Annotated in this window: 24 protein-coding genes; 23 read left to right on the top strand and 1 reads right to left on the bottom strand. The window is 55.5% G+C overall.

Going from position 1 to position 26,471, the window contains the following annotated elements; genetic code table 11:
• The first annotated feature begins 60 nt into the window (after positions 1-60).
• Both smc and M3668_RS00775 read left to right on the top strand, forming a co-directional pair.
• Positions 61-3,597: a chromosome segregation protein SMC gene (smc, locus tag M3668_RS00780; protein ID WP_251378932.1), complete on the top strand. Its 3,537-nt coding sequence runs from the start codon at positions 61-63 to the stop codon at positions 3,595-3,597.
• Positions 3,587-4,648 carry an alpha/beta hydrolase gene (locus M3668_RS00775; RefSeq protein WP_251378931.1) on the top strand — a complete coding sequence of 354 codons (1,062 nt, stop codon included), beginning with the start codon at positions 3,587-3,589 and terminating at the stop codon, positions 4,646-4,648. The genes smc and M3668_RS00775 overlap by 11 nt, the downstream gene beginning before the upstream one ends.
• 75 nt (positions 4,649-4,723) lie before the next feature.
• Here M3668_RS00775 and M3668_RS00770 read toward each other — a convergent pair whose 3' ends face one another.
• Complete coding sequence (locus M3668_RS00770) at positions 4,724-6,085, bottom strand: MFS transporter (protein WP_251378930.1); 1,362 nt, start codon at positions 6,083-6,085, stop codon at positions 4,724-4,726.
• 168 nt (positions 6,086-6,253) lie between these two features.
• Here M3668_RS00770 and ftsY point away from each other — a divergent pair, with 168 nt between their 5' ends.
• From ftsY to M3668_RS00665, 21 genes are all read left to right on the top strand, one after another.
• Positions 6,254-7,351: a signal recognition particle-docking protein FtsY gene (gene ftsY / locus M3668_RS00765; protein WP_251378929.1), complete on the top strand. Its 1,098-nt coding sequence runs from the start codon at positions 6,254-6,256 to the stop codon at positions 7,349-7,351.
• Positions 7,352-7,581: 230 nt separating this feature from the next.
• Positions 7,582-8,967: an aldehyde dehydrogenase family protein gene (locus M3668_RS00760; RefSeq protein WP_251378928.1), complete on the top strand. Its 1,386-nt coding sequence runs from the start codon at positions 7,582-7,584 to the stop codon at positions 8,965-8,967.
• Between the two features lie 264 nt (positions 8,968-9,231).
• Entirely contained in the window at positions 9,232-10,485 is a 1,254-nt protein-coding gene (locus M3668_RS00755) for an ammonium transporter (RefSeq protein ID WP_251378927.1), read from the top strand.
• A 15-nt stretch (positions 10,486-10,500) separates the two neighbouring features.
• Positions 10,501-10,839, top strand: a complete 339-nt coding sequence (locus M3668_RS00750; protein ID WP_251378926.1) for a P-II family nitrogen regulator — start codon at positions 10,501-10,503, stop codon at positions 10,837-10,839.
• 106 nt (positions 10,840-10,945) lie between these two features.
• Positions 10,946-11,773 carry an exodeoxyribonuclease III gene (locus tag M3668_RS00745; RefSeq protein ID WP_251378925.1) on the top strand — a complete coding sequence of 276 codons (828 nt, stop codon included), beginning with the start codon at positions 10,946-10,948 and terminating at the stop codon, positions 11,771-11,773.
• A 188-nt stretch (positions 11,774-11,961) separates the two neighbouring features.
• A complete protein-coding gene (ffh, locus tag M3668_RS00740; RefSeq protein ID WP_251378924.1) occupies positions 11,962-13,533 on the top strand; it encodes a signal recognition particle protein in 1,572 nt (523 codons plus the stop codon).
• A 177-nt stretch (positions 13,534-13,710) separates the two neighbouring features.
• Entirely contained in the window at positions 13,711-14,205 is a 495-nt protein-coding gene (locus tag M3668_RS00735; protein WP_251379675.1) for an NUDIX domain-containing protein, read from the top strand.
• A gap of 126 nt (positions 14,206-14,331) precedes the next feature.
• On the top strand, positions 14,332-16,233 hold the full coding sequence (locus M3668_RS00730; RefSeq protein ID WP_251378923.1) for a hypothetical protein: 1,902 nt from the start codon (positions 14,332-14,334) through the stop codon (positions 16,231-16,233).
• Positions 16,234-16,295: 62 nt separating this feature from the next.
• Entirely contained in the window at positions 16,296-17,621 is a 1,326-nt protein-coding gene (locus tag M3668_RS00725) for a sensor histidine kinase (protein ID WP_251378922.1), read from the top strand.
• A gap of 4 nt (positions 17,622-17,625) precedes the next feature.
• Positions 17,626-18,312 (top strand): response regulator transcription factor, encoded by a 687-nt coding sequence (locus tag M3668_RS00720; RefSeq protein WP_251378921.1) that lies wholly within the window; start codon positions 17,626-17,628, stop codon positions 18,310-18,312.
• A gap of 105 nt (positions 18,313-18,417) precedes the next feature.
• On the top strand, positions 18,418-19,329 hold the full coding sequence (locus M3668_RS00715; RefSeq protein ID WP_251378920.1) for an ABC transporter ATP-binding protein: 912 nt from the start codon (positions 18,418-18,420) through the stop codon (positions 19,327-19,329).
• Positions 19,326-20,504 (top strand): ABC transporter permease, encoded by a 1,179-nt coding sequence (locus tag M3668_RS00710; RefSeq protein WP_251378919.1) that lies wholly within the window; start codon positions 19,326-19,328, stop codon positions 20,502-20,504. Before M3668_RS00715 ends, M3668_RS00710 begins: the two co-directional genes overlap by 4 nt.
• Positions 20,505-20,725: 221 nt before the next feature.
• A complete protein-coding gene (gene rpsP, locus M3668_RS00705; protein ID WP_251378918.1) occupies positions 20,726-21,157 on the top strand; it encodes a 30S ribosomal protein S16 in 432 nt (143 codons plus the stop codon).
• Between the two features lie 2 nt (positions 21,158-21,159).
• Complete coding sequence (locus tag M3668_RS00700; protein ID WP_237204131.1) at positions 21,160-21,402, top strand: RNA-binding protein; 243 nt, start codon at positions 21,160-21,162, stop codon at positions 21,400-21,402.
• A gap of 124 nt (positions 21,403-21,526) precedes the next feature.
• Positions 21,527-22,141, top strand: a complete 615-nt coding sequence (gene rimM / locus M3668_RS00695) for a ribosome maturation factor RimM (RefSeq protein ID WP_251378917.1) — start codon at positions 21,527-21,529, stop codon at positions 22,139-22,141.
• 6 nt (positions 22,142-22,147) lie between these two features.
• Positions 22,148-22,930, top strand: coding sequence for a tRNA (guanosine(37)-N1)-methyltransferase TrmD (gene trmD / locus M3668_RS00690; protein WP_251378916.1), 783 nt, complete (start codon positions 22,148-22,150; stop codon positions 22,928-22,930).
• Between the two features lie 397 nt (positions 22,931-23,327).
• Complete coding sequence (rplS, locus tag M3668_RS00685) at positions 23,328-23,675, top strand: 50S ribosomal protein L19 (RefSeq protein WP_251378915.1); 348 nt, start codon at positions 23,328-23,330, stop codon at positions 23,673-23,675.
• A gap of 24 nt (positions 23,676-23,699) precedes the next feature.
• Positions 23,700-24,356, top strand: coding sequence for a signal peptidase I (lepB, locus tag M3668_RS00680; RefSeq protein WP_251378914.1), 657 nt, complete (start codon positions 23,700-23,702; stop codon positions 24,354-24,356).
• A gap of 63 nt (positions 24,357-24,419) precedes the next feature.
• Positions 24,420-25,160 (top strand): signal peptidase I, encoded by a 741-nt coding sequence (gene lepB / locus M3668_RS00675; protein ID WP_251378913.1) that lies wholly within the window; start codon positions 24,420-24,422, stop codon positions 25,158-25,160.
• A gap of 5 nt (positions 25,161-25,165) precedes the next feature.
• On the top strand, positions 25,166-25,933 hold the full coding sequence (rnhB, locus tag M3668_RS00670) for a ribonuclease HII (protein WP_251378912.1): 768 nt from the start codon (positions 25,166-25,168) through the stop codon (positions 25,931-25,933).
• Positions 25,934-25,935: 2 nt separating this feature from the next.
• Entirely contained in the window at positions 25,936-26,271 is a 336-nt protein-coding gene (locus M3668_RS00665) for a DUF2469 domain-containing protein (RefSeq protein WP_251378911.1), read from the top strand.
• The last annotated feature ends 200 nt before the right edge of the window (positions 26,272-26,471 follow it).

The raw sequence follows: 26,471 nt of genomic DNA, 5'->3' as shown, positions 1-26,471 counted from the left end.
CTGGGGTACTGTTGATAGCGCAGAAAAACCTGCTACCTGTCACCAACCCGAAAGCTCCTGATGCACCTTAAATCTTTATCCGTGCGCGGCTTCAAATCTTTTGCTTCAGTAACGATGTTTGAGTTCGAACCTGGGCTTAACGCTATTGTTGGGCCCAATGGGTCGGGTAAGTCCAACGTGGTGGACGCCCTGGCCTGGGTGCTGGGCGCGCAAGGCGCATCTGCTCTCAGAGGTGGCTCAATGAAAGATGTCATCTTTGCCGGTGGTTCTGGGCGTCCAGCCCTAGGCCGCGCGCGGGTAGAGTTAGTAATCGATAATACGGATGGCTCGCTCGCTCTGCCCTATACTGAAATCTCTCTTGCCCGCACCATGTTTTCTGCTGGAGGGTCTGACTATGAAATCAACGGCAACCCCGCCCGCTTATCTGATGTGCAAGAGCTTCTTTCGGACGCCGGTTTAGGCAGAGAGCTCCATTCACTGGTAGGTCAGGGGCAGCTCGATAAAATTTTGCACGGTTCAGCCGCTGATCGCCGTGAACTCATCGAGGAGGCTGCTGGCCTCGTAAAATACCGCAAGCGCCAGAGTAAAACTGCTACAAGGTTAGAAGCCATGAAAGGCAACCTAGACCGCCTTGAAGATGTGGCTAGTGAGCTAAGCCAGCAGCTAGAAGGACGACGGGAGCAGGCTAAGGCTGCCCGCTCGGCATCTGCTGTGGCTACCCGCGTCCGCTCGGCTAAAAAAGAATTGCTGGTACTTGATGGTCAGCAACTGGAAAGCAAGCGTGAGGAAGAGACTGTTGCCAGTGAACGAACTGGCGTGCTACAAGAGGAAGCTCATCTCAAACGTGAGTTGCTGACTCAACGTCTGGAAACCTTAGCTGCTCGAGAGAAAGCTAAAACCGCTGAGCGTGACATTTTAAGGGAGCTGCTCATACGTGCTGAATCGGTGCAGCATCGTGCCCAAACGGTTGAGCTGATTGCTAGCGAACGCTTGAAAGCAGAAAAGAGTAGCTCTGCTGCCGACGATGGGGAACGGTTGGAGAAGGCCCAGGCTACGTGGGCGAGTGAAAAGCGGGAAGCTCAGCGTATTGAACAGGAGCTGAATAATGCCCAGGGGGTGGTAGAAGCTGCTCGTGATAATGCGGAGGGTGCTGAACGTACCCTCATCGAAGCTACCGAGAATCTGGAACATACCGAACAGTCTCATACTATCTACCGGGAGGAAGCCGCCCGACTCACCGGTGAATTGGCTTTGGCCCGTGCAGCACATGACCGAGCTGAGGCGGAGTGCGCAAGCCGCCGCGGTGAGCTAGAAGATTTCGCGGATAACGCGGCTGGCTCTGAGAAAGAAATAGCTGCTGCCTGGGACACTGTTACCGAACTTAAGCAAAGGGTCAAAGCCGGCGTAGAGGCTGAAGCCTCAGCACGGACTGAAAGAGTGCGTGCGGCTTCAGCTGAGCAGAACAGCTTACAGCAGTTCCATCAAGCTGAAGTAGAAGTTGAATCACTGTCAGCGAGATGCGAAGCCCTCAAAGCCGCGATGAGTTATGATCTCACCCAGCCCGCTCTGCGCGACGCGATCGCTGCTGCTACATCAGATGGAGCAGAAGAAGTCGCCTCTCTCCTTACCGTCAAGAAGGGGTGGGAAAAGGCAGTGGGGGTTGCCCTGGGGCAACTGGCCTCTGCGCTGGTCGGTAAGGATGGTAAAGAGCCTGAGCAGGCAGTATCTGCACTTTTCAACCCCCACCATGATGGTGAAGCAAAACTTGATGTTCAAGCTGAACTTTATGCTGAGCCGGGGGTATATCGCTTTACTGACCTGGTAGAAGCCCCTGAATCACTCCAACAGCTTTTGCTGATCTCACTGGGCAATCTGGCTTTTTGTGATAGTGATGCTCAAGCTCGCAGGCTCATAATTCGCTACCCTCAGGCAAGGCTGGTGAGCCAAGAGGCTACTGCGCGAACCTCTAGCTCGGTGTTCTACCCGGCAGATGGTGCGGGGGCAGTTGAACTATATAGCCAGCTTGCGGCAGCCACCCAAGAACTCCACGAAGCTCAGATTGCCTATCGAACAGCCCAGCAATCAAATGCTGACGCTCAGAGAGCCCATCAGGAAGCTGCGGCAGAAGAACAGAGCATTGCCCGCACCCTAGGTGCTGACCGAAAGGCCCTTGCTAAAGCCAGCTCTGAATTAGCCGCGCTCCAGGCCAGGGCTGAAACGACCGGCGCCGAAACCTCACGCTTATCAGAGAGAGCGCAACGGGCGATCGATCTTCTTGAGGAAACTGGTACTAAACTGCAGGCTGCAATCGACGCCCTGGATTCTTGCTTTGCCCAGAAACCGCTCGACCAGCGCGAAAAGCTCACCCGGGTTCTGACGCAGGCACGAGCAGATGCCACCGAAACGAGCCGTCGTCTGATCTTGGCTCAGTCTGAGCATGCTCACCTCGTAGAACTTCAAGAGAGTGCCGAAGCTAGAGTAGCCCAGGCGAAAACAGCCCTTGAGGCTGTTCAACGTGCCCAAGAGCGCGCACAGAAAAGAGAAGAAGAAGGGCATCTGAAACGCGCGCGGGCTGTTAGAGCTCAAAAATCAGCAAAAGCACTGTTAGCGGCACTGGCCGATTCCCTAGGGGAGCTAGACCAGCAGCACGAAGCTTGCCAGCAAGCCGTGTTGCGTCTGCGCGAAGAGATAGCCGGTGTACGTCAGGAACTCGATGGCGCCCAAAAGAGTGTTACCGCCGCCTTGACGCTAAAGGCCGAGGCGGCTGCTACTCATGCCCGTTTAGAAGCGCAATGGGAAGCCCTGGAGAGCCGCGCCTTTGATGAGCTAGGGCAGGGTCTAAAAGACGTGCTTGTTGCAGCACATCAGGACACATTGGATGAAGCTGACTCAACTGAGGGGTGTGTCTCCCGTGAACAGCTTGAACAGAATCTGGCGGCTGCTGAGAAAGAACTGAAGCGTCTGGGCGTCGTCAACCCACTGGCATTAGAAGAGTTTGAAGCACTGAAACAGCGGCACGATTATCTGCAGGAGCAGATAAGAGATCTCAAGAACAGCAGGTCAGACCTGCGCGCTGTCATGAAAGACATCTCGAAGCATATCGAGAAATCCTTTGAGCAAACTTTCACCCAGGTGCAAAAACAGTTTGAACAGATTTTTGCCGAGCTTTTCCCTGGCGGTGTGGGACAGCTGGTGTTGGCTGACCCAACCGACCCCCAGAACAGCGGTATTGATTTGCAGGTTCGCCCTGCCGGTAAAAAGGTGAGTCGCCTATCCCTGCTCTCCGGTGGTGAGCGCTCGCTGGCGTCCCTGGCTCTCTTGCTGGCAATTTTTATGACCAAACCAGCGCCCTTCTACGTGCTGGATGAAGTTGAAGCTGCCTTAGATGACCGTAACCTGGGCCGTCTGCTGGGGGTCCTGGAGAGACTCAAGGAAATTTCCCAGCTCATTATGGTGACACATCACCAGCGCACCATGAGTAGCGCTGATACGCTGTACGGTATTTCCATGCGAGAGGGCGTTTCTATGGTGATCTCTCAGCGTGGTGCTGATGTGACAGCTGCGGTAACAGAAGGAGCAGATAAGAATGACGGCTAAGAAAAGGTTATTCGCTGCTGGTGGCGTGCTAGCTGCCGGTCTGAGTGCCACTGGGGCGGGGCTGGCAACCTTGAGCTCCCGCTACCCGCAGACCGATAAGGAACTACTACTGCCCGGTTGGCTGGTAAGCCGCTATACTGGATTTTCCACCGTGTCAGAGCTTGTTGATGCGCCCAGAAGCAAGCCAACTGCCCATGATATTGATGTTCCCACCCACCGGCGGATTGACATTTCCCGCATCATGATTGATGGCCCGGCGGGACCGTTACCTCTCTACATCTACCGCGCCAAGAAGCGGGTGGGTAAGGACGCCGGGCGCGGCTCCACCGCTCTGTTTTGGTTGCACGGGGGTGGGTATGCCCGTGGGAGTGCCTCAGCTGAAGTGCGCAGTATTGCTGATTTTGTGCTGACTACTGACACCGTGGTGATCGCCCCTGAATACCGCACTTCGGTGCAGGCGCCCTATCCGGCTGCCTTTGATGATTCTTACGCCGCGCTCTTGTGGACTCGCGATAACTGGCGAACGTTGGGCACTAACCCGGATCAGTTGTTGATTGGTGGCATGAGTGCTGGTGGCGGTTTGGCGATTGCGCTGGCGCTTAAGGCCCGGGATACGGGGGAGGTGCAGCTTGCCTTCCAGTTGCCGCTATACCCCATGATGAACGACCGCATGGATACACCGTCCATGATGGGCAATGAGGAGTTGGTCTGGGATGAAACCAAGAACCGCCTCGCCTGGGAACTCTACCTGGGTGACCTCTTTGGAAGTAACAGGGCACCAGCCTACGCGGCACCTGCACGGGCAGAGTCCTTTGAAGGGTTGCCCCCTGCCTATACCTTTATTGGTTTGCAGGATCCCTTCCTCGACGAAACTGTGGACTACGTGGAGGCTCTTCAGGGCGCTGGGGTGCCGGTCACTTATGACCTGTATGAGGGTGGCTTCCATGGGTTTGACCATTTCACCTGGACAGCTCTAGCTAGGACGGCGCGAGCCAACTGCTTAGCTGCTTACCAGCAAGCGGTTGAAACGTGCTTCGCACCCCAAAAGTAAGGAAATACCGCTAAAGCTTCAACTCATAGAAAAGGCATGAGATGAGACGGTTTGATGCCCATCTTTAAAGACGGACTATTTACCGGTGTACCCTTCTTCGGCCACATCTGCAGGGAACTTGGGTTTGAAGCCGGGCAACCACCCAAGAGAGGCTACCAACAGCAGACTTGCGCAGAGCACGAAGGCTGGGAAGAAACCGGCGGCGTCAATGATGGCACCTGCTATCAGCGGGCCGATAATGAGGCCAATGTCAGAGACCATCTGATAGTAGGCAAGCGGCTGACCGCCTGAGCGCTTATTACCAATAACATCAGAAAGAGAAGCCTGAAGAGACGGGCCCAGTAGCGCCGAACCAATACCCAGAAGCACAGCGGTTGCCACGAAAGCGGCGGGGTGATTGATAAAACCGAAGACCAACGTAACAGAGCCAGAGAGCAGCAAACCGGCAAAGATCATGGGGCGGCGGCCAATACGGTCACCCATCCTGCCCGAGTAAATCTGCGTCAGAGCGTTACCCGCCGCGTATGCGGCTAGGGTGAAACCAGCGAGAGTAGCGCCGCGCGCGGCAGCGTCGTAGCCGGTCTCGTTGCGGTGAAAGTCAGCGAGCACCGCTACAGCTGCCAGGGGGATGACCGAGCTCTGCAAACCGAAGACCGACCAGCCGACTGCGAAGTTAGTGAAGAGAGCGGAGCGGAAGTTGGTGAACCCCCAAGCCTCTTTAAAGGTCAGAGCTTTTTTGGGTACGGCAATACCTTGGGTGTTGAGGTTAACCTCTTGGAGTTCCTCTTTCAGCTTGGTCAGTACCACTGTGGCTGCTCCGAAGAGTAACAGAGCATAGACAAAGAAAGGCATGCGCATGCCCCAGCCAGCTGCTAGAGCGCCCAGCACCGGGCCAAGAATGTTGCCCAGCAAGAAAGAGGTCGCGTAGTAGCCCGAGACTCTACCGCGAATCGCCGGGGGAGAGTTACGCACCAGGATTCCCATAGCTGCCACCGTGAACATGACAGAGCCGATACCGCCCACAGCGCGAGAGGCAATGAGCATGGGGTAATTGACCGAGAGTCCAGCTCCCAATGAGCCCAAAGCAACAATCAACAGACCTGTGGAATAGATTTTGCGTTCGCCGAAGCGGGTGATGAGTTTACCGCTGGTAGGGGCGAAAAGGAGCCTGGTGAGGGCAAAAGCTGAGACGACGAAGGTGGCTGCCATAGCGCCCACATCAAAACTGCGCGCGAAGCTGGGAAGCACCGGTGCAACCAATCCATACCCCAGGGCAATCAGAAAGGACGCTGCAATCAGCACTTTAATTTGGGTTGGCACCTTGACGGTGGGATGGGGTCGTGGCGGCTGGTCCTTAAGGCTCTCGTTTCGCACCGACTGGGGTATGACGGGTATTGCCCCGGTATCCATTGATGGGGTGGGAATGTGTTTGCTCATAGGTGCGTGTTATCTCTATTCTAGTTCTTTTCTCAGCTCTTATGCGTATTCCTTTAAGCTACCTCAGAGCCCCGTGTTTAGGGTAGAGCCAATAGCCACTACGCCCTTGAGCGGAATTCCTACACCTACTCTTAGCCTGATACGGGAGGATATGGCAAGCTAGAAGATGTGAATGATACTTTGACTCTGATTGTGTACATACTGCTGGGTGTGCTGGTTTTAGGTGGCGTGCTCTTTGTGCTGTTGCGCGGCCCCAAGGCACCGCCCGGTGGTTACGAGACCACCCGCGATGCTGACGATGCTCCAGCGCAGGGGGAGCCGGTCACTACCATTGAAAAGCCGGCCTCTGCCCAGGGACGCTTGGTGCGGTTGCGTGCTCGCCTGTCGCGCTCTAATAACCTTCTGGGTAAAGGCCTGCTGGCTTTGCTATCCAGCGACAAGATTGACCAGGACGTCTGGGACGAGGTTGAAGAAACCCTGCTCCTGGCAGATTTAGGGTCTGGCCCCTCCCAGCGGCTTGTCGAAGCTTTGCAGTCGCGCGTGCGCGTCGAGGGCACCGAAAACCCTGCAGCAGTCAAAGCTATGCTGCGAGAAGAGCTACTAAGGATTGTTGGCGAAGATACCGACCGCTCCCTGAACCTGGACGGTGAGGGAAACAACCCCGGCGTGGTCCTGGTAGTGGGCGTCAACGGCGTGGGTAAGACGACCACCGTCGGTAAGCTGGCACGCGTGATGGTAGCTGAGGACAAAAATCTGTTGCTGGGTGCGGCAGACACCTTCCGTGCCGCTGCCGCCGACCAGCTACAGACCTGGGGCGACCGCGTGGGGGTTGACACCGTCCGTAGCGATAAGGACGGTGCAGACCCCGCTTCTGTCGCCTTTGAAGCAGTTAAGGTGGGCAAAGAACGTGGTGTTGATACCGTCATGATTGATACTGCTGGCCGCCTGCAGAATAAGGCCGGTCTGATGGACCAGTTGGGCAAAATTAAGCGCGTGGTAGAGAAGGAAGCCCCTGTGACTGAGGTGCTGCTGGTGATTGACGCTACCACCGGTCAGAACGGCATGATTCAGGCCAAGGTGTTCTCAGAGGTCGTTCAGATTACCGGCATCGTACTCACTAAGCTAGATGGCTCTGCTAAGGGCGGTATCGTCGTGGCGATCCAGGAAGAGCTAGGCGTGCCCGTCAAGCTCATTGGTCTGGGCGAAGGCCCCGATGACCTGGCGCCCTTTGAACCGGCTGCCTTTGTGGACGCACTGCTGGACTAAAGACCCAGAATATTATCTACTGCCCCCCCGCAGATAAAACTGGGAGCCGCTCATGTGAGTGGCTCCCAGTTTTTTGTGGGGTTTAGGCGGCCACTGCGGCAGATAGGGTCCGCCAGCAGCATTAGAGTTGAAGAATGGATATTGAGGATACTACCGGATGGTAGACCTAGCTGCTCAATTGCTGAAGCCAGCATCAAATCAACAGTAACTCTCAGGAAAGATAACTAACCATGACCACGGACCCTCACACCATTGAAGCAACTGTTACAGCCCTTCACCGTCATTTTGCCACCGGTGCGACCAAGCCGCGTAGCTGGCGGCGCGAGCAACTGCTTGCCTTACGCGCTCTGCTGACCGAGAACAGCGCAGAGATTCAGCAGGCACTTGCCAGAGATTTAGGTAAGTCAGCGCTCGAAGCTCACATGACCGAAATTGGTATCACGGTTTCTGCCATCGATTATGCCCTCAAAAACCTCAAGAAATGGACGGCGCCGCGCCGGCTGAATGTGCCCCTGAACTTGATGCCGGGGCGGGCATCTCTGGTCCGAGAGCCCCTGGGCACGGTGCTCATCATAGCCCCCTGGAACTACCCGGTACAGTTGCTTTTTGCCCCGCTGATTGGTGCGCTAGCTGCCGGTAATACTGTGGTCCTCAAACCCAGTGAGGTTGCTGGGGAAGTCTCCGATCTGTTGGCCCAGTTGGTGCCTCAATATCTGGATCGGCAAGCTATCGCCCTGGTGGAAGGCGGGGTCGAAGAGACCACTGAGTTGCTGGCCCAGCGTTTTGACCATATTTTCTATACCGGTAACGGGCAGGTAGGGCGAATTATCGCTCGCGCTGCTGCCGAAAACCTGACTCCCATCACTTTGGAATTGGGTGGTAAGTCACCGGTGGTGGTGGATGGCACTACCGATCTGGGGGTCGCTGCGCGGCGTATCGCATGGGCAAAATTCTTGAATGCCGGGCAAACCTGTGTTGCCCCGGACTACGTTCTGGTGCTGGACGGTGTGGAGCGGCAGTTGCTCGCGGAACTACAAACGGCTATTACTGAATTTTTTGGTACTGACCCTCAGATTTCACCGGATTATGGGCGCATCATTAATGACCGGCACCACCGGCGCTTGATGTCTTATCTCAGCCAAGGAACCGTGGAGTACGGCGGAAGGACTGACCTGGCGGACCGCTACATCCAGCCGACCCTGCTGAGCCCGGCGTCCCTGGAAAGCCCGGTGATGACGGAGGAAATATTCGGCCCCATTCTGCCCCTGGTACCCATGAAAAGTATGGATCAGGCGCTGAACTTCATCAATGGTCGCGATAAACCGCTGGCGCTCTATGGGTTTGTTTCGGAGGAAAACCAACGGCGTCTGGTTGCTGAAACCTCAAGTGGCGGGCTAGTCTTTGGCGCGGCCCTGGTGCATCTTTCACCTCATGACTGGCCTTTTGGTGGAGTGGGAGAATCAGGTATGGGTGCATATCACGGGCAGAAATCGGTAGAAAATTTCAGCCACGATAAGGTTGTTTTCACCAAGCACCTCTTGCCGGACACCCTGCGGTTGCTCTACCCGCCCTACGTAGGCTTCAAGGAAAATCTCATTAAAAAGCTGCTCGCCTAACAAACCGTTGTTAACAGTGCTCAGATGACTGTGTACACCTGAGACCGAAATACTCCCGTTACTCCCAGTAACCTGGCCGTAACCCCATTTTTCATCGCTGCAACAAAACCCTGACTGGTGTAACCCACAGGAAACTTGAACCCCACACCCGTCGAAACATTGCTCCTGTTGAATAGGACCTGTCAATACAACACTGCGGGGTAACGCCCCGCGCACAGTTTCTCTCAGGAATTGTCTCGAAACGGTTTGAAAGGGGTAAGAGGCATGGAACTCACCGCAACTGACGTGTGGACGATTGTTGCCGCAGCACTGGTTCTGTTCATGACTCCCGGTCTGGCACTGTTCTACAGCGGCATGACACGAGCTAAGTCAGCTCTCAATATGATGATGATGTCCATCATCTCAATGGGGCTGGTCAGTGTTTGCTGGGTGCTTTGGGGGTACGGTATGAGCGGCGGGGACGCCCTCATCCCCAATATTGTAGGCTCCCCCTTCAGCGACTTCGGGCTATCTTCAACTCTTGCAGCCGGTGGCACCGACCTGCTGGCAGTAGCGTTTAGCTCAACCTTCGCCATCATCGCGCTGGCCATTATTTCCGGTTCTATCGCCGATCGCGCTCGTTTTGGGGCATGGTGTATCTTTGTTCCGCTCTGGCTCACCCTGGTCTACTGCCCACTTGCTTTTATGGTCTGGGGCGGCGGTCTTTTCGGTGAAGAGGGCTGGATTGGGTCAATTTTTGGCGAAGCTATCGACTTTGCCGGTGGGCTGGTGATTCACATCAACGCAGGCGTCGCTGGGTTGATTCTCGCTTTGGTTCTGGGCGCTCGCAAGGGCTTTGGTAAGGACCCCGACCAGCGTCCCCACAACCTGCCCCTGGTCATGCTGGGCGCGGCTATCCTCTGGTTCGGCTGGTTTGGTTTCAATGTAGGTGCCGCTTCGGACGGCGCGCAGGCGGGTCTGATTTGGGTCAACACCCTCGCCGCTCCTGCAGCTGCCATGCTGGGCTGGTCCCTCCTGGAACGCATCCGAGACGGCCACGCTACCTCCCTTGGCGCTGCGTCCGGTCTAGTTTCAGGGTTAGTGGCAATCACCCCGGCCTGCGCCAATATCAACCCGGTGGGGGCTATCGCCCTGGGTGTGGTTGCCGGTGTAGCATCGGGCTGGGCTGTCGGCCTCAAGTACCGCTTTGGCTACGATGATTCCCTGGACGTTGTGGGTGTTCACCTGGTGTCAGGCATCATCGGTACGCTGGCACTCGGGTTCATCGCTACCCCAGAGACCGGTACAGCCGGACTCTTCTATGGTGGCGGTCTGGGGCTGCTGATAACGCAGAGTATCGCAACTATCATCTCCGTGATTTTCTGTGCGGTTCTCACCCTAATTATCGTGCTCCCCATCCACCGTTTCATGGGCTTCCGCGTCAGTGAGAAGCAGGAGGTGCAGGGCATCGACCTGGCCCAGCACGCAGAAACCGCATATGCCATGGCACCGGCATCAGGTGCCTTCGCAGAAAAGTAAGAGAGGGGCAGCAACATGAAATTGGTGACGGCACTGATTCAGCCTGAAAAGTTTGAAGACATCAAGATCGCCCTAGAAAACCTGGGCGTAGACGGCATGACGGTCTCCGAGGCCAGCGGCTACGGCAGGCAAGGCGGGCACACCGAGATCTATCGCGGTAAGGAATACAATGTCCGGCTCATTCCCAAGGTCCGTCTAGAGATTCTGGCCGATGACGCACAAGCTGACGATATTGTCGGTATCATTATTGCCACCGCCAACACCGGATCGCCCGGGGACGGCAAAGTCTGGGTAAGCCCCGTAGACGAGGTAGTGCGCGTCAGCACCGGTGAACGCGATCTGGCAGCGATTTAAGAGACATTAGTTAATACCACCGTCAGACTGCTGGGGCACAAGGACGCCGGTGAGCTGGGAAGCAGCTCACCGGCGTCCTTGCGCCCGGTTCATTAGAATGGTGAGCATGAAACTCATTTCTTGGAACGTAGACTCCCTCAACGCCGCCCTCACCAGTGAATCTGCACGCGCCCTACTCTCACGCGATGTCTTTGCCACCCTGGCTGAGCACGCACCCGATGTCCTGGCCATCCAGGAAACCAAACTCTCCGATAAAGGCCCCACCCGAAAGCACCTCGAAGCACTAGAAAGCTACTTCCCGCAGTATGAACTTGCCTGGGTTTCCTCGGTTGAACCGGCTCGCAAGGGCTACGCCGGCACCCTCTTTCTCTACAAGAAGGGCCTGAACCCGGTGGTGACCTACCCCAAGATTCAGGCACCCACCACCATGGACGCTGAGGGCCGCATAATTACCCTCGAATTTGAGCACTGCTTCGTCACCCAGGTCTACACCCCCAACTCCTCCGACGGACTCAAACGTCTGGGCGACCGCCAAATCTGGGATGCCCTCTACGCTACCTACCTGGCTGAGCTTGACGCTATCAAGCCTGTGCTCGCAACTGGCGACTTCAACGTAGCCCACACCGAAATCGACCTGGCTAACCCCAAGAGCAATCGCCGCTCACCCGGCTTCACCGATGAAGAGCGTGAGGGCTTCACCAACCTTCTTGCCAAGGGCTTCACCGACACCTTCCGTCACCTGCACGGGGATGTCACCGGGGCCTACACCTGGTGGGCACAGCGCTCTCGCACCAGTAAAATCAATAACACCGGCTGGCGCATCGATTACTGGCTGGTTTCAGTCCGTGTAGCAGATAAGGTAACCGCCTCAGAGATGATTGATTCCGGTACCCGCCAGGATCACACCCCCATTCTGCTGGAGATTGCCCTCTAGAAGAGGTCCCCCGTGAAAGAAAAGGCGTAGCTACAGTAACGAGGGACAGATAGCTCGTTACAAAGCCCAGCGCTTTACCACCAGAAAATACGTTATTCTAGATAGTTGATAAACATGCTGCTACCTTACCCTCCAATGTGCAGGCAATAGGTGGCGGCGTCCCCAGCGATGAAAGTAGTTCACGGCTCGTGTTCAATTCACTCTCCGATCGTCTAACAGCCACCTTCAAGAATCTGCGCGGTAAGGGCAAACTGACCGAAGCGGATATTGACGCAACCGTACGCGAAATCCGCCGCGCCCTGCTGGACGCCGACGTCGCCGTATCCGTGGTCCGCGAATTCACCGCCCACGTCAAAGAACGTGCCCTGGGTGCTGAGGTTTCGGAGGCGCTAAACCCCGGCCAGCAAATCGTCAAAATTGTTAATGAAGAGCTCGTTAGTATTCTGGGCGGCCAGACCCGCCGCATCAACATGGCAAAAACCGGCCCCACCATCATCATGCTGGCAGGTCTGCAGGGTGCGGGTAAGACCACCCTGGCCGGTAAGCTTTCCCACTGGCTTAAGAAGCAGGGGCACACCCCCATGCTGGTGGCCTCTGATCTTCAGCGCCCCAACGCTGTTACTCAGCTCAAGGTAGTTGGCGACCGTGCCGGTGTGCCCGTCTACGCACCTCACCCCGGTGTAACTTCCGAGTTTGATACCCCCACCGGTGACCCGGTGCAGGTGGCACGCGACGGCGTGGCTGAGGCTCGTGCCAAACTGCACGACGTCGTCATCGTCGATACCGCCGGCCGCTTGGGTGTAGACGCCGAGCTCATGCAGCAGGCACGCAACATCCGCGACGCTATCAAGCCTAACGAAGTTCTCTTCGTCATCGATGCGATGATCGGTCAGGACGCCGTCAACACCGCGAACGCCTTCAACGAAGGCGTAGACTTCACTGGCGTTGTGCTCTCTAAGCTAGATGGCGACGCCCGCGGCGGTGCAGCCCTATCTGTTGCATCGGTAACCGGCAAGCCCATCATGTTCGCTTCTACCGGTGAGAACGTTACTGATTTTGAGCAGTTCCACCCAGACCGCATGGCATCGCGGATCCTGGATATGGGCGATGTTCTCTCGCTCATTGAGCAGGCAGAGCAGACCTGGGACAAGGCCGAAGCTGACCGCATGGCCAAGAAGTTCGTTGATCAAGAAGACTTTACCTTTGAAGACTTCCTTGCTCAGATGCAGCAGATTCGCAAAATGGGTTCCATGAAGAAGATGCTGATGATGATGCCCGGTGCGGCTCAGATTCGCCAGCAGCTTGAGAACTTTGATGAGAAGGAAATCGACCGCGTTGAGGCGATTGTCCGCTCCATGACCCCACATGAGCGTGTTGCTCCCAAGATTATTAATGGCTCCCGCCGTGCCCGTATTGCTAAGGGTTCGGGTGTCACTGTTTCTGAGGTCAATCAGCTGATGGAGCGTTTTGCTCAGGCTCAGAAGATGATGAAGAAGCTGGCATCGGGCAACATGGCTGGCATGCCCGGTGGCATGCAGATGCCGGGTATGGCTGCCGCTGGTGGCGCCGCCCGAAAGAACAAGGGCAAGGCAAACAAGAACAAGAAGGGCCGCTCGGGTAACCCCGCGAAGCGCGCTCAGCAGGAGGCTGCTGCTGCGGCTAAGCCCGCTGCTTCAGGTTCAGCCTTTGGCCAGCAGAACCAGGATTTCAAGATGGATGACATGAACCTGCCCAAGGGCTTCGAGAAGTTCCTCAAGTAGGCAGGTTCTAGGAAGCGCCGCTACTGACTCACTGTGAGATGAGTTAGTAGCGGCATTTGCTTTTTAGCAGGTTTAGTTCTGCTGAGAGAAAGCAGAGGCCATTTCACCTCGCACCGGGCAACCGGCAGTTGTAGATTGGTGGAAAGAAACATGTTCACCACCTTTGAGGGAGACACCGTGGCTGATTCATACTTGCCTGAAGAAGAGCTGAAAGCCTTTATCGCTTCGCTACCTACTCGCCGTCTTGCTTCGGGTGCTCTGATCCGCAACGAAACCGGGCAGATGCTCTGCGTCAAACCCAATTACAAGGATGGCTGGACCATACCCGGCGGTACGGTTGAGGCCGGCGAAGCCCCTCAGCCTGCCTGTTTCCGTGAGGTGCTAGAAGAGGTAGGTCTCGATGTGCCTGCCGGACGTCTGCTAGTTATTTTCCACGGCCTTCAACTAGGGATCTGGGGCGACTCTACCTACTACATCTACGATGGAGGAGTCATCCCCGAGAACAGCGACATCCGTTTGCAGGAGGAAGAGCTGACGGAATACCGCTGGGTGTCACCTGAAGACCTCGATGAATACTACGGCCCCCGCCACGCGGCGCGTCTGCGCCAAGCTTACCGAGCACTGGAAACCGGTGAAGTAGCGGAGTTCAGCTCGGCTGATTTGCCAGCCTAACCCCTCTCCGCCGCTCCGTCCTCTACTGAACCGCTGTCTACTGAACCGCTGTCTACTGAACCGCTGCAGCACTGGTGCTGAGAACCGCGCACCACTGTCTATCAACGCCACCCCTAGGATTGATGTATGTCTGATTTTTCGATTGAAGATCTTGAGCCGTCCGAGCCTCAGATGCTATGGGCCCGTGTGCAACTTGATTTCGGGCCAACGGGTATTGAGCTTGATGATGTTGAGACCCCTGCGACACCTGATGAGAACCCGGATTCGCCGGAGGCGCGTTTGCGCCGCGAACTTGAACAAATGGTGGGGGCTATTCAGCAGGCCAGAGGAGCTACAAACAATGCTCTGGACGAGCAGGATTTAGCAGAACTTGAGAACCTGCTCAAAGAGCCCGGGGCGCTTGAGGACATGTTTGAAAAAGTGCTTACCGAGCACCGGGAGAACGAGGGTGAGACGCCTTCGGAATCTGACCCAGCACCTGCGCAGATTCAGGATAACGAACAGCTTAACGCAACGGCCGATGACCTTGATTTTTTCGAGTTAGAGAAAGCTGAACAGGAGGCCGAGGAACGTCAGCGTTTGGACGATGAAATTGAACAGCGCATTGTTGAAACCACCGCTGATGAGGTCATTAACGCCCTGATGCTGGCTAGCATTGACTCCGCTGAGGTGATGGTTCATGAGACTACCCAAGAAAGCGTTATCCTCTATGTACTGTGCGAGAGCGATGGTCAGAGTCTAACCACCGTGCACATGCAGGAGGATGGGTCGGTAGAACCGGGCCAGCCCTTCGATGTGTTTGTTGATGATCTGCTGGAGCAGCTACCGGTGCGCGGTGCTATTTGCGCTGATCAGTTCTCCTACAGTTTCTCAGCTCCCGTCACGGCCCTGGGCGAGGAGCTTGCGCTGAGTAATGACGGGACTGTAGCGGCCCTGGTTGAGTTGCCCATGACCGAGATTCCCACCTATATAGGTCAGACGCCACTCGCTGGTCCCATTGAGGCCGCTCCGGCTGATAATGGCTGGTCCCTCCTCACCGGTGACCCTGTCTCGCTGCTCAACCTTCTGAGTATGATGCGGGTGCCATCAATTGTTGCTGAAACCTCTGAGGGACTACAGCATCTCGCCTTTGTTTTCCCCGGCTCCTCGCAGCTTCTTGAAGAGGGTTCGGTGGGCGAATGGATGACTAAGGTGGTGGGCTCACCCGATGATTCGGACGTCGGTTCCATCCTTGAGTTCGCTTGGGGTGCCCCCAAGATTTTGACCCGCTATATCCCAAGGAATTCTGCCGTGCTGGATTACCTTTGGCTACTACCCGGTGTGTTGCCTGAGCCTCTGCACGAGATTCGCGCGGCTGAGGAAATTGATAACCTGGCCTGGCTTTACGGTCTTGATGAACAAACATCCAAGCGTTTAGCCAATTACGTGAATGACATGATCAGCGAGACCGGCCTTGAGTCCGTTATTCAGGTCCTGCAGCTACCCGAAGAACTATCTAATGTGGCGGCTTCAGAAGGCTCCATGCAGGATTATGTGGGCTACCGTGAATTCACCCCGGAAATGACGGGTATGGATTTGCTGAAGCAGACCGTCACCGCCTACCCCAATGGCAGTGGTCCGCTCAACGCGGTCGCCCGTGAGCTCATGGCCCGCCCCTGGCTGGTTGCTGCAGATGGCGCCGCATCCCTGGGTGCAGCCGGAGCCTTTGCCCTATGGGCAGCGCGTCGTGCTGCCCGCGGAGATAACCCCAAGGCAGCGCTCATTGCGGCAGTAGCCCTGGGCGCGAGTGGGTCAGCTGAACTGGTAATGGCCAGCATCTACAGCAAGCTAAAGGACGTCAACTTTGTGCAAGACCCTGCCCCGCAGGCTCCGTCACTCATGGAGGAACTCAGAGCACAGGTTGAAAGCACAGATACAGCTAAGATCTCACCGCCTGAACCTAAGGTGGTACGCACGGCAAAACAGGTGGGCCAGCGAGTTAGCGACGCTGCCTGTCAGAGGCTCAAGAAATTCTTTGGTAAAGAGTAACCGCTTACTCTCCCCCTAACGTGGGAGAGTAGAGCATCAGAGCTTCTGCTAGGGTGAAACCCATGACTGTCCACCCCCGCTTGAGCTTTAGAGCTTTGGACCCAGACTGGGAACGCCCCACCCCAAGCGCCCGTGAGTTGCGCTGGGATTACGCTGTCTGGTTGTTCGTGCTTGCTAGCACCCTTTTGATGGTTGCTGCCTACCACAGCGCCGGTGTCTTCGGTTCTGATCCTCACGACATCCTTCATGCCTATATCGCCCAAATTGGCATGACGTTACCCTTAATTTTCCGCCGACGTTTCCCTCTGACCATGCTGTTCTTGGGCACGATCATTTTTTATTTCTTGGGCTTTCTCAATAGCCTCGCAGCAGCCACCCTGGGCTACCAGATCAGCTATTTAGCGGTGGTCTACGCGGCTGTAGCGTGGGGTAAAAATCGGGCCATGGTGTGGATTCTTTATACCCTGGTCTGTCTGAGCGTGGTGGTTTGGCTGGTAAGTCTCTGGACCATCCATGGTTCGTCCTTCTCGATATTTGGAGTAGAGGACTACCAGGGCGGTCTCTTCGACGTGCCGACAGCGTCCTACATCGCTACACTCACTTCCAACGTGATTTTCTTTGGCTTTGGGGCGATTTTGGGCAGGAGCGCCTGGACCGGTGCTTACCAGCGCTCGGTGTTAGAACAGCAACAGGCTCAGCTCCAGCGGCAGAGCGAGCAGCTTGCTGAGGACGCAGTGAACAGGGATCGCCTGCGTATTGCGCGCGAGTTGCACGATTCGGTGGGCCACCATGTCTCTGCCATGGGCATCCAGGCAGCCGCTGCACGTCGGGCGATCACCAAGAAACCAGAGTTAGCTTCTCAGCCTCTTGAAAATGTCGAGAAGCTAGCCCGGTCATCGGTTGAGGAGATGAAAAGTATTATTCGGGTGCTGCGCAACGATCCTAGCGAGCAGACTGGAGCTTCGGCTGAACCCGGTGTGAGAGACATCGTAAAACTGGTGAATCAGCTGGGTGACAGCGGCATCGTAGGTGAGCTTCAGGTAGATGTTCAGTCTGAGGCTAGGCTGGTGAATTTGGCTCAGGGCACTCAGCTCTCCATTTACCGCATGGTGCAAGAAGCCCTGACGAACGTACGTAAGCATTCAACAGCTCGTTCGGTGCTGGTTGTTCTACGTACTGTTGAGTCTACTGTCGGTGGCTGGGTTGAACTCGAAGTGACGGATGATGGCAGGGTTAGTACTGCCGCCTCGGGTGGGGGTTACGGCTTGCATGGTATCCGTGAACGAGCCGAGGCGCTAGGAGGCACCGCTGATCTTGGGCCCCGCCAAGGCACCGATGGGTGGAAGGTTCGGGTGCGATTCCCGGCAGATTTTCAGACAGGACAATAGCAACATGATTCGTGTACTTCTCGCAGATGACCAAGATTTGGTGCGTAGCGGCTTCTCCCTCATCCTTTCCATGGAAGATGATATCGAGGTGGTTGGCGAAGCAAAAAATGGGCAAGAGGCTGTTGAGCTAGCGCAGTCTTTGCAACCGGATGTTGTACTGATGGACGTTCAGATGCCAGTTCTAGATGGCATCACTGCAACCGCCACCGTTGTGTCTGAGCACCCGGCTACCCGCGTCCTGATTCTGACGACTTTTGACCGCGAAGACTATCTTTTTACTGCTCTGCGGGCCGGTGCCAGCGGCTTTTTACTCAAAACAGCGGATGCCGATGAATTGGTGGATGCCGTGCGTAAGGTTGCCGGGGGTCTGGCTTTGCTTTCACCGGAGATGACGGTGCCTCTGATTAGCCGCTTTGCGCAGGGAGATACGGCCGCTACCTTAGATCAGCAGGCTGGGGGAGCGCTGCCCCTGGATGACCGCGATGTTTTTGCTCTTGAGTCATTGACTCCCCGAGAGCGGGAAACCCTACAACTATTAGCCCAGGGATTAACCAACGCTGAGATTGCTAGCCAACTCTTTTTGGGGCCGGCAACTGTCAAAACTCATGTATCTAATATCCTGGCTAAAACTCACAGTCGCGATCGGGTGGGTGCTGTTATTTTTGCCCACAGAGTAGGTTTAGGGCAGTAGGACTACTGTCATATTCATCCTTAAAATTCCCCCTAGTGGGGGAGGTGGGCGCTCGCCATCCTTTCTAAGCTGGTCGATAAGAACACACCAGTGAAAGGGTGAGCGATGAACGCACACACAAACTGTATTGAGGTGGCTGGCCTATCCAAGGTATACGGTGAGAAACCCGCCGTATCCAACGTCAGTTTTACTGTGCAACCAGGGTCAATGACGGGCTTCCTGGGGGCCAACGGAGCCGGTAAAACCACCACCATGCGCATGATGATGGGACTGTTAGAACCTACCGCGGGTCAGGTGCTGTATAGAGGGCGCCCCATGACCGCCGAGGACCGTGCGTCCTTCGGCTATATGCCAGAAGAGCGCGGGCTATACCCCAAGCAACCTATCCTCAACCAGCTAATCTACCTGGGCCAACTGCGCGGGCTCAGCGCTGCTGAGGCACGGGATATCGCCACAGGACACCTGACCGCTTTAGGGCTAGGTGACCGTCTCAAAGATAAGCTTGAATCCCTCTCCCTAGGTAACCAGCAACGCGTGCAGATCGTTGCATCTTTACTGCATAACCCCACCGCCCTCATTCTGGACGAACCTTTCTCTGGCCTGGACCCCAAGGCTGTAGACACCATGGTGTCCATGATGCATGAACTCATGCGCTCCGGTGTGCCAATCCTCTTTTCATCCCACCAACTGGATCTCGTTGACCGGCTTTGCGACCGAATCGTCATTCTGCACGAAGGTCAGGTGAAAGCTTCAGGTTCAGCCCAGGAGTTGCGCGAAAGTGGCGCCCCCCGCTTTCGTTACGCCGCCGGTGCCGACGCCGGGTGGTTACGGGAGGTGCCGGGGGTTCGCGTCTTAGACGTGGAAGGAACCGAAGCCTTGCTCGAAATCGCCCCTGCCGCTGACCTTGAGTCCGTGCGTACAACCATCCTGATTGAGGGCATGCAACGCCAGATGCACGAATTCGCCCGCGTTCTGCCCACCTTGGGCGACATCTACCGAGGAGTGACCCACCAGTGAACACCGCACACAGCACCGTAAAGAACGCCTGGCAGATTGTTGCCACCCGAGAAATCATGACAAAAATCAAAGATAAGTCCTTTATCTTTGGCACCCTTTTCTCGTTGGCTATTATTGTTGCCTCCATCCTAATTTCCTTCTTCCTCAACCAGGGAACCACCACCTACACCGTGGCAACTACGGATGACCGCTCTGTAAGCATGGTCAACTCAGCCGCTACCATCCAGGCAGAGGTCGATGACGAGACGGAGGTTGAGCACCAGAACTTCGCTAGCGCTGCTGATGCAGAAGCGGCAGTGACCGAGGGTGATGCAGATGCCTACCTGCACCCCACCGACGATGGCTGGGCACTGGTTTTTGATTCATCCATCAACCGAGAGCTAGCAACTCTTCTGGAGCAGACCGTTACCTCAACGGTCACCGCTGAGAACGCTGCAGCTCAGGGCGTTGACCTGGCTGCCCTTTCAGCCGGGACCACCCTGCAGTCTTCACTGCTAACGGGCGAAGATAACAGTATGATGATCTACTTTGCTGGTTTTGCCTTCGCCATGATTTTCTATATGACCACCATGCTTTCGGGTACCGCTATTGCCAACTCGGTGGTTGAAGAAAAGCAGAACCGCATCGTTGAAATTATCGCCACCGCCATCCCTCTGCCCCAGCTACTAGCCGGCAAGATTGTTGGCAACATTCTGCTGGCTATCGGTCAGGTAGCACTCTACGCTGTTGCTGCTTTGACGGTGATGAACTTGACTGGCACCGCCGATAACTTCGGTTGGATCCTATCCTCAGCAGGCTGGTTCGTGGCCTTCTACATCGCCGGTTTTGCCGCAATCGCAACCGTCTGGGCGGCAGTTGGTGCAATGAGCGCCCGAACCGAGGACGTCACCAGCCTATCCAGCCCCCTCACCTTCATCCTGGTTGCAGCTCTCTTCGCAGGGGTCTACACCGAGGGACTTATCTTGCAGATCATCTCCTTTATCCCGATCATTTCATCCATCGCAATGCCCGTACGCTTGCTATCCGAAGAGGTGCCCTTCTGGGAGCCCCTGCTGGCACTGGCACTGGTTCTGCTGGCAGCCTGGCTACTCACCGTCCTGGGCGCTCGCATCTACCGCAACAACATCATGCGCGGCGGCAGCTCGGTGAGCTGGAAGCAGGCGCTCAAGCGGTAGGGGCTTGATCGCTCTCATCAATAATTGTGTAAAACACAGCCGTAATCTGTTCGTGAACCTAGCTTTAAGGTGGTGGAGCTGGCATACTTGACGGGTACTCGATTTTCCCGGCCCCTCTCATCCGGGAACAATTGTGTCCGCAGAGGAACTCTGGACGGTTCGCCCCACGAGCGCAGATAGAGCACCTCGACCATTCTTAGAAAACAGGAGAAACCACTACAGTGGCTGTTAAAATTCGTCTCAAGCGTTTCGGTAAAATCCGCGATCCTCGCTACCGTGTGGTAGTAGCTGACTCACGCACCAAGCGTGACGGTAAGGCTATCGAGGAAATCGGTCTTTACCACCCTACCGAGAACCCCTCACGTATCGAGATCAACTCAGAGCGTGCACAGTACTGGCTCTCAGTAGGCGCTCAGCCTACCGAGCAGGTTGCCGTTCTGCTGAAGCTCACCGGTGACCTGGCAGCAGCAAAGGGTGAAAAGGCAGAGAACACTGTCAAGCCCGTTGATGCCAAGCCCGAGTTCGTTGTTCCCGAAAAGGGTTCGGTTGTCCTCCCTGAGGCAATCACTCCCAAGGCTGAGGAAGCTCCCGCAGAAGAGGCTGCTGAAGAAGCAGCTTCAGAGGAAGCAGCTTCAGAGGAAGCAGCTGAGTAATCATGATAGCTGACGCTCTCGAACATATTGTTCGGGGTATCGTCGATAACCCGGACGACGTGAAGGTTCGCTCAAAGAGCGGCCGCCGCGGTGAAACACTTGAGGTTCATGTGAACCCGGAGGACCTGGGCCGAGTCATTGGCCGGTCAGGTCGCACCGCTAAGAGTGTTCGTACCGTGGTCAACGCGATCAATGATGGTGACCACGTCCGCGTGGATGTCATCGATACCGATCGACGACGCTAGACTGACTAAAAAGCCCCGTAGCACGCAAGTGCTGCGGGGCTTTCTGCTACCCCAGGTCTGCGCGTAATGCTGCCAGTACACTAGACTGAGAATCACGTAGACATATCCATTGAAAGGATTACCTGTGCAGGTTCAGGTTGCCCGTATCGGCAAGCCCCACGGCATTCGCGGTGAAGTCACCGTTCAACTTTTCACCGACGCCCCCGAGGAACGCTTCGCACCCGGCGCGACCCTCGACATCGAAGACTTTGACGCGAACTCCCTGGTGGGTGCTATCGCCCCCGCCGGCGTCCTCACCGTTGCAGGTTCCCGCTGGAATAAGAAAATCCTGGTAGTCAGATTCAAAGAGGTCGCTAACCGCAATAATGCTGAGACCATGCGCGACACCCGCCTAACCTTTGACTCTGCCACCGTGGGCAGCGACGATGAGGACGGCTACTACGAACACGACCTTATTGACCTACCTGTCTACCTAGCCCAGGAAATCGGCGAGGATGGTTACCTACCTGAGGAACCTATTGCCCATGTGGTAGGCCTGCAGACCATGCCCACCCAGGATTTGCTGATTTTAGAAAACGTGGCTGACGGTGAAGAAGTCATGATCCCCTTTGTGGAAGAACTCATTCCTGCTATCGACATTGAAGAGGGTTACGTCGTCATTAACCCCCCTGCGGGCCTGCTAGAACTCAACGGCTCAGACGATGAGGACGAAGAGGCTGACGATAGCGAGCGTGACTAGAAACCGATGCGCTACGACGTCATCACGATTTTCCCTGAGTACCTGGCTCCGCTAGAGCTTTCCCTCATGGGTAAGGCCAAAGAAACAGGCAGGGTGAACCTGAACATCACTAACCTGCGCGACTTTGCCTTTGACCGCCACAAAACCGTGGATGATACCCCTTATGGCGGGGGAGCGGGTATGGTTATGAAAGCCGAGCCGTGGGGCCTTGCCCTGGAGCAGGCACTAGAAGCTACCCCAACTCAAGAGCAGCTGCCCCTGCTGATTGTCCCGTCACCAGCTGGCCAGGTCTTCAACCAGCAGCTAGCCTACGACCTTGCTGAAGAAGAGCACATTGTCTTCGCCCCGGCCCGCTATGAGGGTATCGACGAGCGTGTATTGGACTGGGCAGAAACACGCTTCAGGGTGCTGCCGGTCTCTATCGGTGACTACGTGCTCTACGGTGGTGAAGTGGCGGTCATGGTCATGATTGAGGCCATCACCCGCCTGATTCCCGGTGCTATGGGCAACCCTGAGTCCCTAGAAGAAGAGTCTCACACCGGGGGCCTGCTGGAGTACCCGGTCTACACCAAACCAGCCGACTGGCGCGGACACCGGGTGCCCGACATCCTGCTCTCAGGTAACCACGGAGCTATTGCTCGCTGGCGCCGTGACCAACAGATTGAACGTACTTTTGACCGGCGCCCAGATATGTTCAAAGCCTACCCGCCAGAGAACTGGGATAAGAAAGACCGCAAGAAAGTTCAAGAACTCCACACCGCTAAGAAGGCTGCAGAAGCTAACTCGTAGCACTTTTAGTGTGGGGGAACTGGTGGTAGCGCTCAAAGCCAGCTGGTGTGATCACTGCCGATAGTTCCCTCACCTGTCTGCTCAGTAATCGTAGGCTTTGCTCTAGTACTTCTAGAGCGCGGTTAAGCTCACACAAATAACTGGACGCAGCTGCCTGCCAACCCTAGTCATAGCCAGTCAAATATGGGATAATTTTTTCTTGTGTTCACGCTGGGCACGCCCCTGCCGCAGGGGGATGAGCGACCGCTAACAGCATGAACCACCGGCTACCGCCCACGGTAGACGGTGACACAGAATTCTCACGAACAGCATCAGTCTGGCGTTAGCCCTTAGACACTGCTCGTGAAGTACACCGAATATGTTTGACCTGCGGCAGAGATATTCATGGAGAATCTCAATGCAGACTCTTGACTTCATTGATAACAAGTCACTTCGCAATGACATCCCCGACTTCGGTCCCGGCGACACCCTCAACGTTCACGTGAACATTGTTGAAGGTAACCGTAGCCGTGTCCAGGTCTTCAAGGGCTTCGTTGTTGGTCGCCAGGGTGGCGGCGTTCGCGAAACTTTCACCGTCCGCAAGGTTTCCTTCGGCGTTGGTGTTGAGCGTACCTTCCCCGTTCACTCTCCCGTAATCGAGAAGATTGAACTTGTTTCACGTGGCGACGTTCGCCGTGCGAAGCTCTACTACATGCGTGATCGTCGCGGCAAGGCTGCACGTATCCGCGAGAAGCGCGAATCCTAAATCTTTTAGGTTTCACACCTTTTTATGGAAAATGGCCTGATCGCCGATTCCAGTGAGACAAGGCGTCAACCCCGTTTACGGGGCTGGCGCCTTCTTGCTCTTGCTGCGAGCCTTGCTTTTATTGCCCTGTTACTCATTAGAACTTTCCTTTTTGATGTGTTCTTTATTCCCTCGTCCTCGATGGAGCCCACTTTTGAGCCCGGAGACAGAATTATAGTGTCCAAGCTGGATACTGAAGTGCAGCGGGGCGATATCGTGGTGTTTGATGGGACAGGCTCTTTTTCTCCCTATATTTCGGGTAGCCCCTGGGTAAAGAATCCGGTTAAATCTGCTGGTCAATGGCTGGGGCTGATAGGTAGCGACACCGTCTACATTAAGCGTGTCATTGGTGTTGCCGGCGATACCGTGGAATGCTGTTCAGCCAGCGGAGCTCTGACCGTCAACGGGCAGCCGGTCGACGAACCTTATCTTTACCCCGGTGACGCTATCAGTGACGTGGAGTTTTCTGTGAAGATTCCCGAGGGGCGCATGTGGGTGATGGGGGACCACCGTTCAGGATCAATGGACTCCAGGGCTTTGATGGGAGCGCCGGGTGGCGGCATGATAAAGGTTGATACCGTGATCGGTCACCCAACCTTCGTCGCCTGGCCCGCACAGCGGTGGGGTTCCCCACCTGAATAATCCTGCGCACCGGCTCAGCGAAGTAAACTAACCGATAGAACTCCAAGAAGAAGGGTGGGCGCAATGGATAAGGCTCACAATGATAGCCAGCCGTTTGAAGAGGTACCTTCAGAAGCTGACGAAAAAACAGCCGATACCCCGCGCGGTGGCAAGCAGCGCCGCGAAAACAGTGTGCTCAAAGAGTACGGTCTGATCATTCTTTATGCCTTGCTCATTGCCTACCTGCTCAAGACTTTTATCTTACGCGGATTCTACATCCCTTCATCTTCGATGGAAGATACGCTTCAGATTAATGACCGTGTGTTCGTCAACGTTGCCGGTTCTCTTTTCAGCGATGCAGACCGGGGCGATGTGGTGGTCTTTAAAGACACCCAGAACTGGATGCCACCCACAACAGGTAGTAATCCGGTGCGAAATGCACTTTCTTTTGTGGGCATCATGCCAGATATCTCATCAAATTACCTCGTGAAACGAGTTATTGGTGTAGGCGGTGACCACGTTGTAGGTCATGAAGATGGCAGCATCAGCATTAACGGAGTGACTCTCAATGAGACCTATCTTAAAGATGGTGTTAGCCCCACGGAGATTCCTTTTGACGTGATCGTCCCTCAGAACTCCTACTTTGTTATGGGCGATAATCGCAGTAACTCAGCAGATTCCCGCTACCATATCGAGACGCGCACTGAATTTATCAATGAAGCAGACGTTGAAGGTGAAGTGTTCGTAGTCGCGTGGCCGGTGCAACATTTCACGTTTACTGGCGGGGCACCGGAAGTTTTCGCTAACGTCCCTGAAGGCGAGTAGCAGAAATGCCAGTAGCTACGGCTGATCTTAGCGTTGAGGCAAAACTGTTCGAACGCGGTATGGGTCTGATTGCCGGCATGGATGAGGTTGGTCGTGGCCCTATCGCCGGACCGGTCAGTGTGGGTGTCGCGGTGATCGATGCCGATGCTAGCCTGAGTATCGAAGGTCTGATCGATTCTAAAGCGCTCACAGAGAAAAAACGTCACGCTATGGTGCCCTTAATTGAGCAGTGGTGCTCCAGTGCTGTGGGGCATGCAAGCCCAGCTGAAATCGATGCATTGGGCATTACTGTGGCTCTACGGTTGGCTGGTCAGCGGGCATTGGCTCAGGTGGCAGCACGCGGCTTCTACCCTGACGCCGTCCTACTGGATGGAAAGCATGACTGGCTGACTCCGGCTCAAACTGACCTCTTTGCAGAGCTCGATCCTGCCGCTGCTCTCTACAGGGATTTAGCAGCTGAGGCATGGGCTGTTGCCGGAGTTCACTATGAATGCTGGAGTGGCGCCGTGCAGATGGAAATTAAGGGTGACTACCGGTGCGCCTCTATTGCCGCCGCATCGGTTGTAGCAAAGGTCGAGCGTGATGAGCTGATGAAAAAACTTGACGTCGATTACCCCTACTACGGGTGGGCTAAGAATAAGGGCTACGGATCAGCCGCCCATCGGGCAGCTCTTACCGATGAAGGTCCCAGTACCCACCACAGACTTTCCTGGGCTTTACCTGTCAGCGCTGAACAGCTCCAGAAAGCCTACCTAGCACGAGAAAGCCAGTAACCATGAGCAGCGAGAATCTAGAAAATTTCGAATCAGATGCCCAACTAGCCCTTTATGAGGAGTACAAAAATGTATCCGGGCTTTTTACTTACATCGTTGAAACCGAGCGACGTTTTTATCTGGCCAACTCGGTGCAGGTAACCCCGCACCTCAAAGAAGGCACCGTTTTCTTTGAAATTGAGATGCAAGATGTGTGGGTGTGGGATATTTTTCGGTCCTCCCGCTTTGTAAAAAATGTTCGGGTTTATTCGGTACGAGACGTTAATATTGAAGAGCGAACACCTGGCGAGGAATTTATGATCCCACCGATGGATGGTCTTCAGCCACCGGAAGCCTAAGTCTGATCTTTGAATGACGATTCGTCCGTCTCACCCTGTGTGGTGTGGCGGATGTTTGTTTTCTGGCAGGGCGCCTGCCGTGAAGCAATCCTGGTGATAAGCGTGTAAAAAGCTGTCATGCTGGTTCCTTGCTTCACCATTCTGCCCGGAGTTAGGGCCAGCTGACCCTGTTGTCTCTTGAAGCGGACCTTATCCTGCCT

It is taken from the genome of Rothia sp. P100 (assembly GCF_023712425.1).
Taxonomy (GTDB): Bacteria; Actinomycetota; Actinomycetes; order Actinomycetales; family Micrococcaceae; genus Rothia; species Rothia endophytica.
This window is presented reverse-complemented; position numbering and strand designations above follow the sequence as displayed.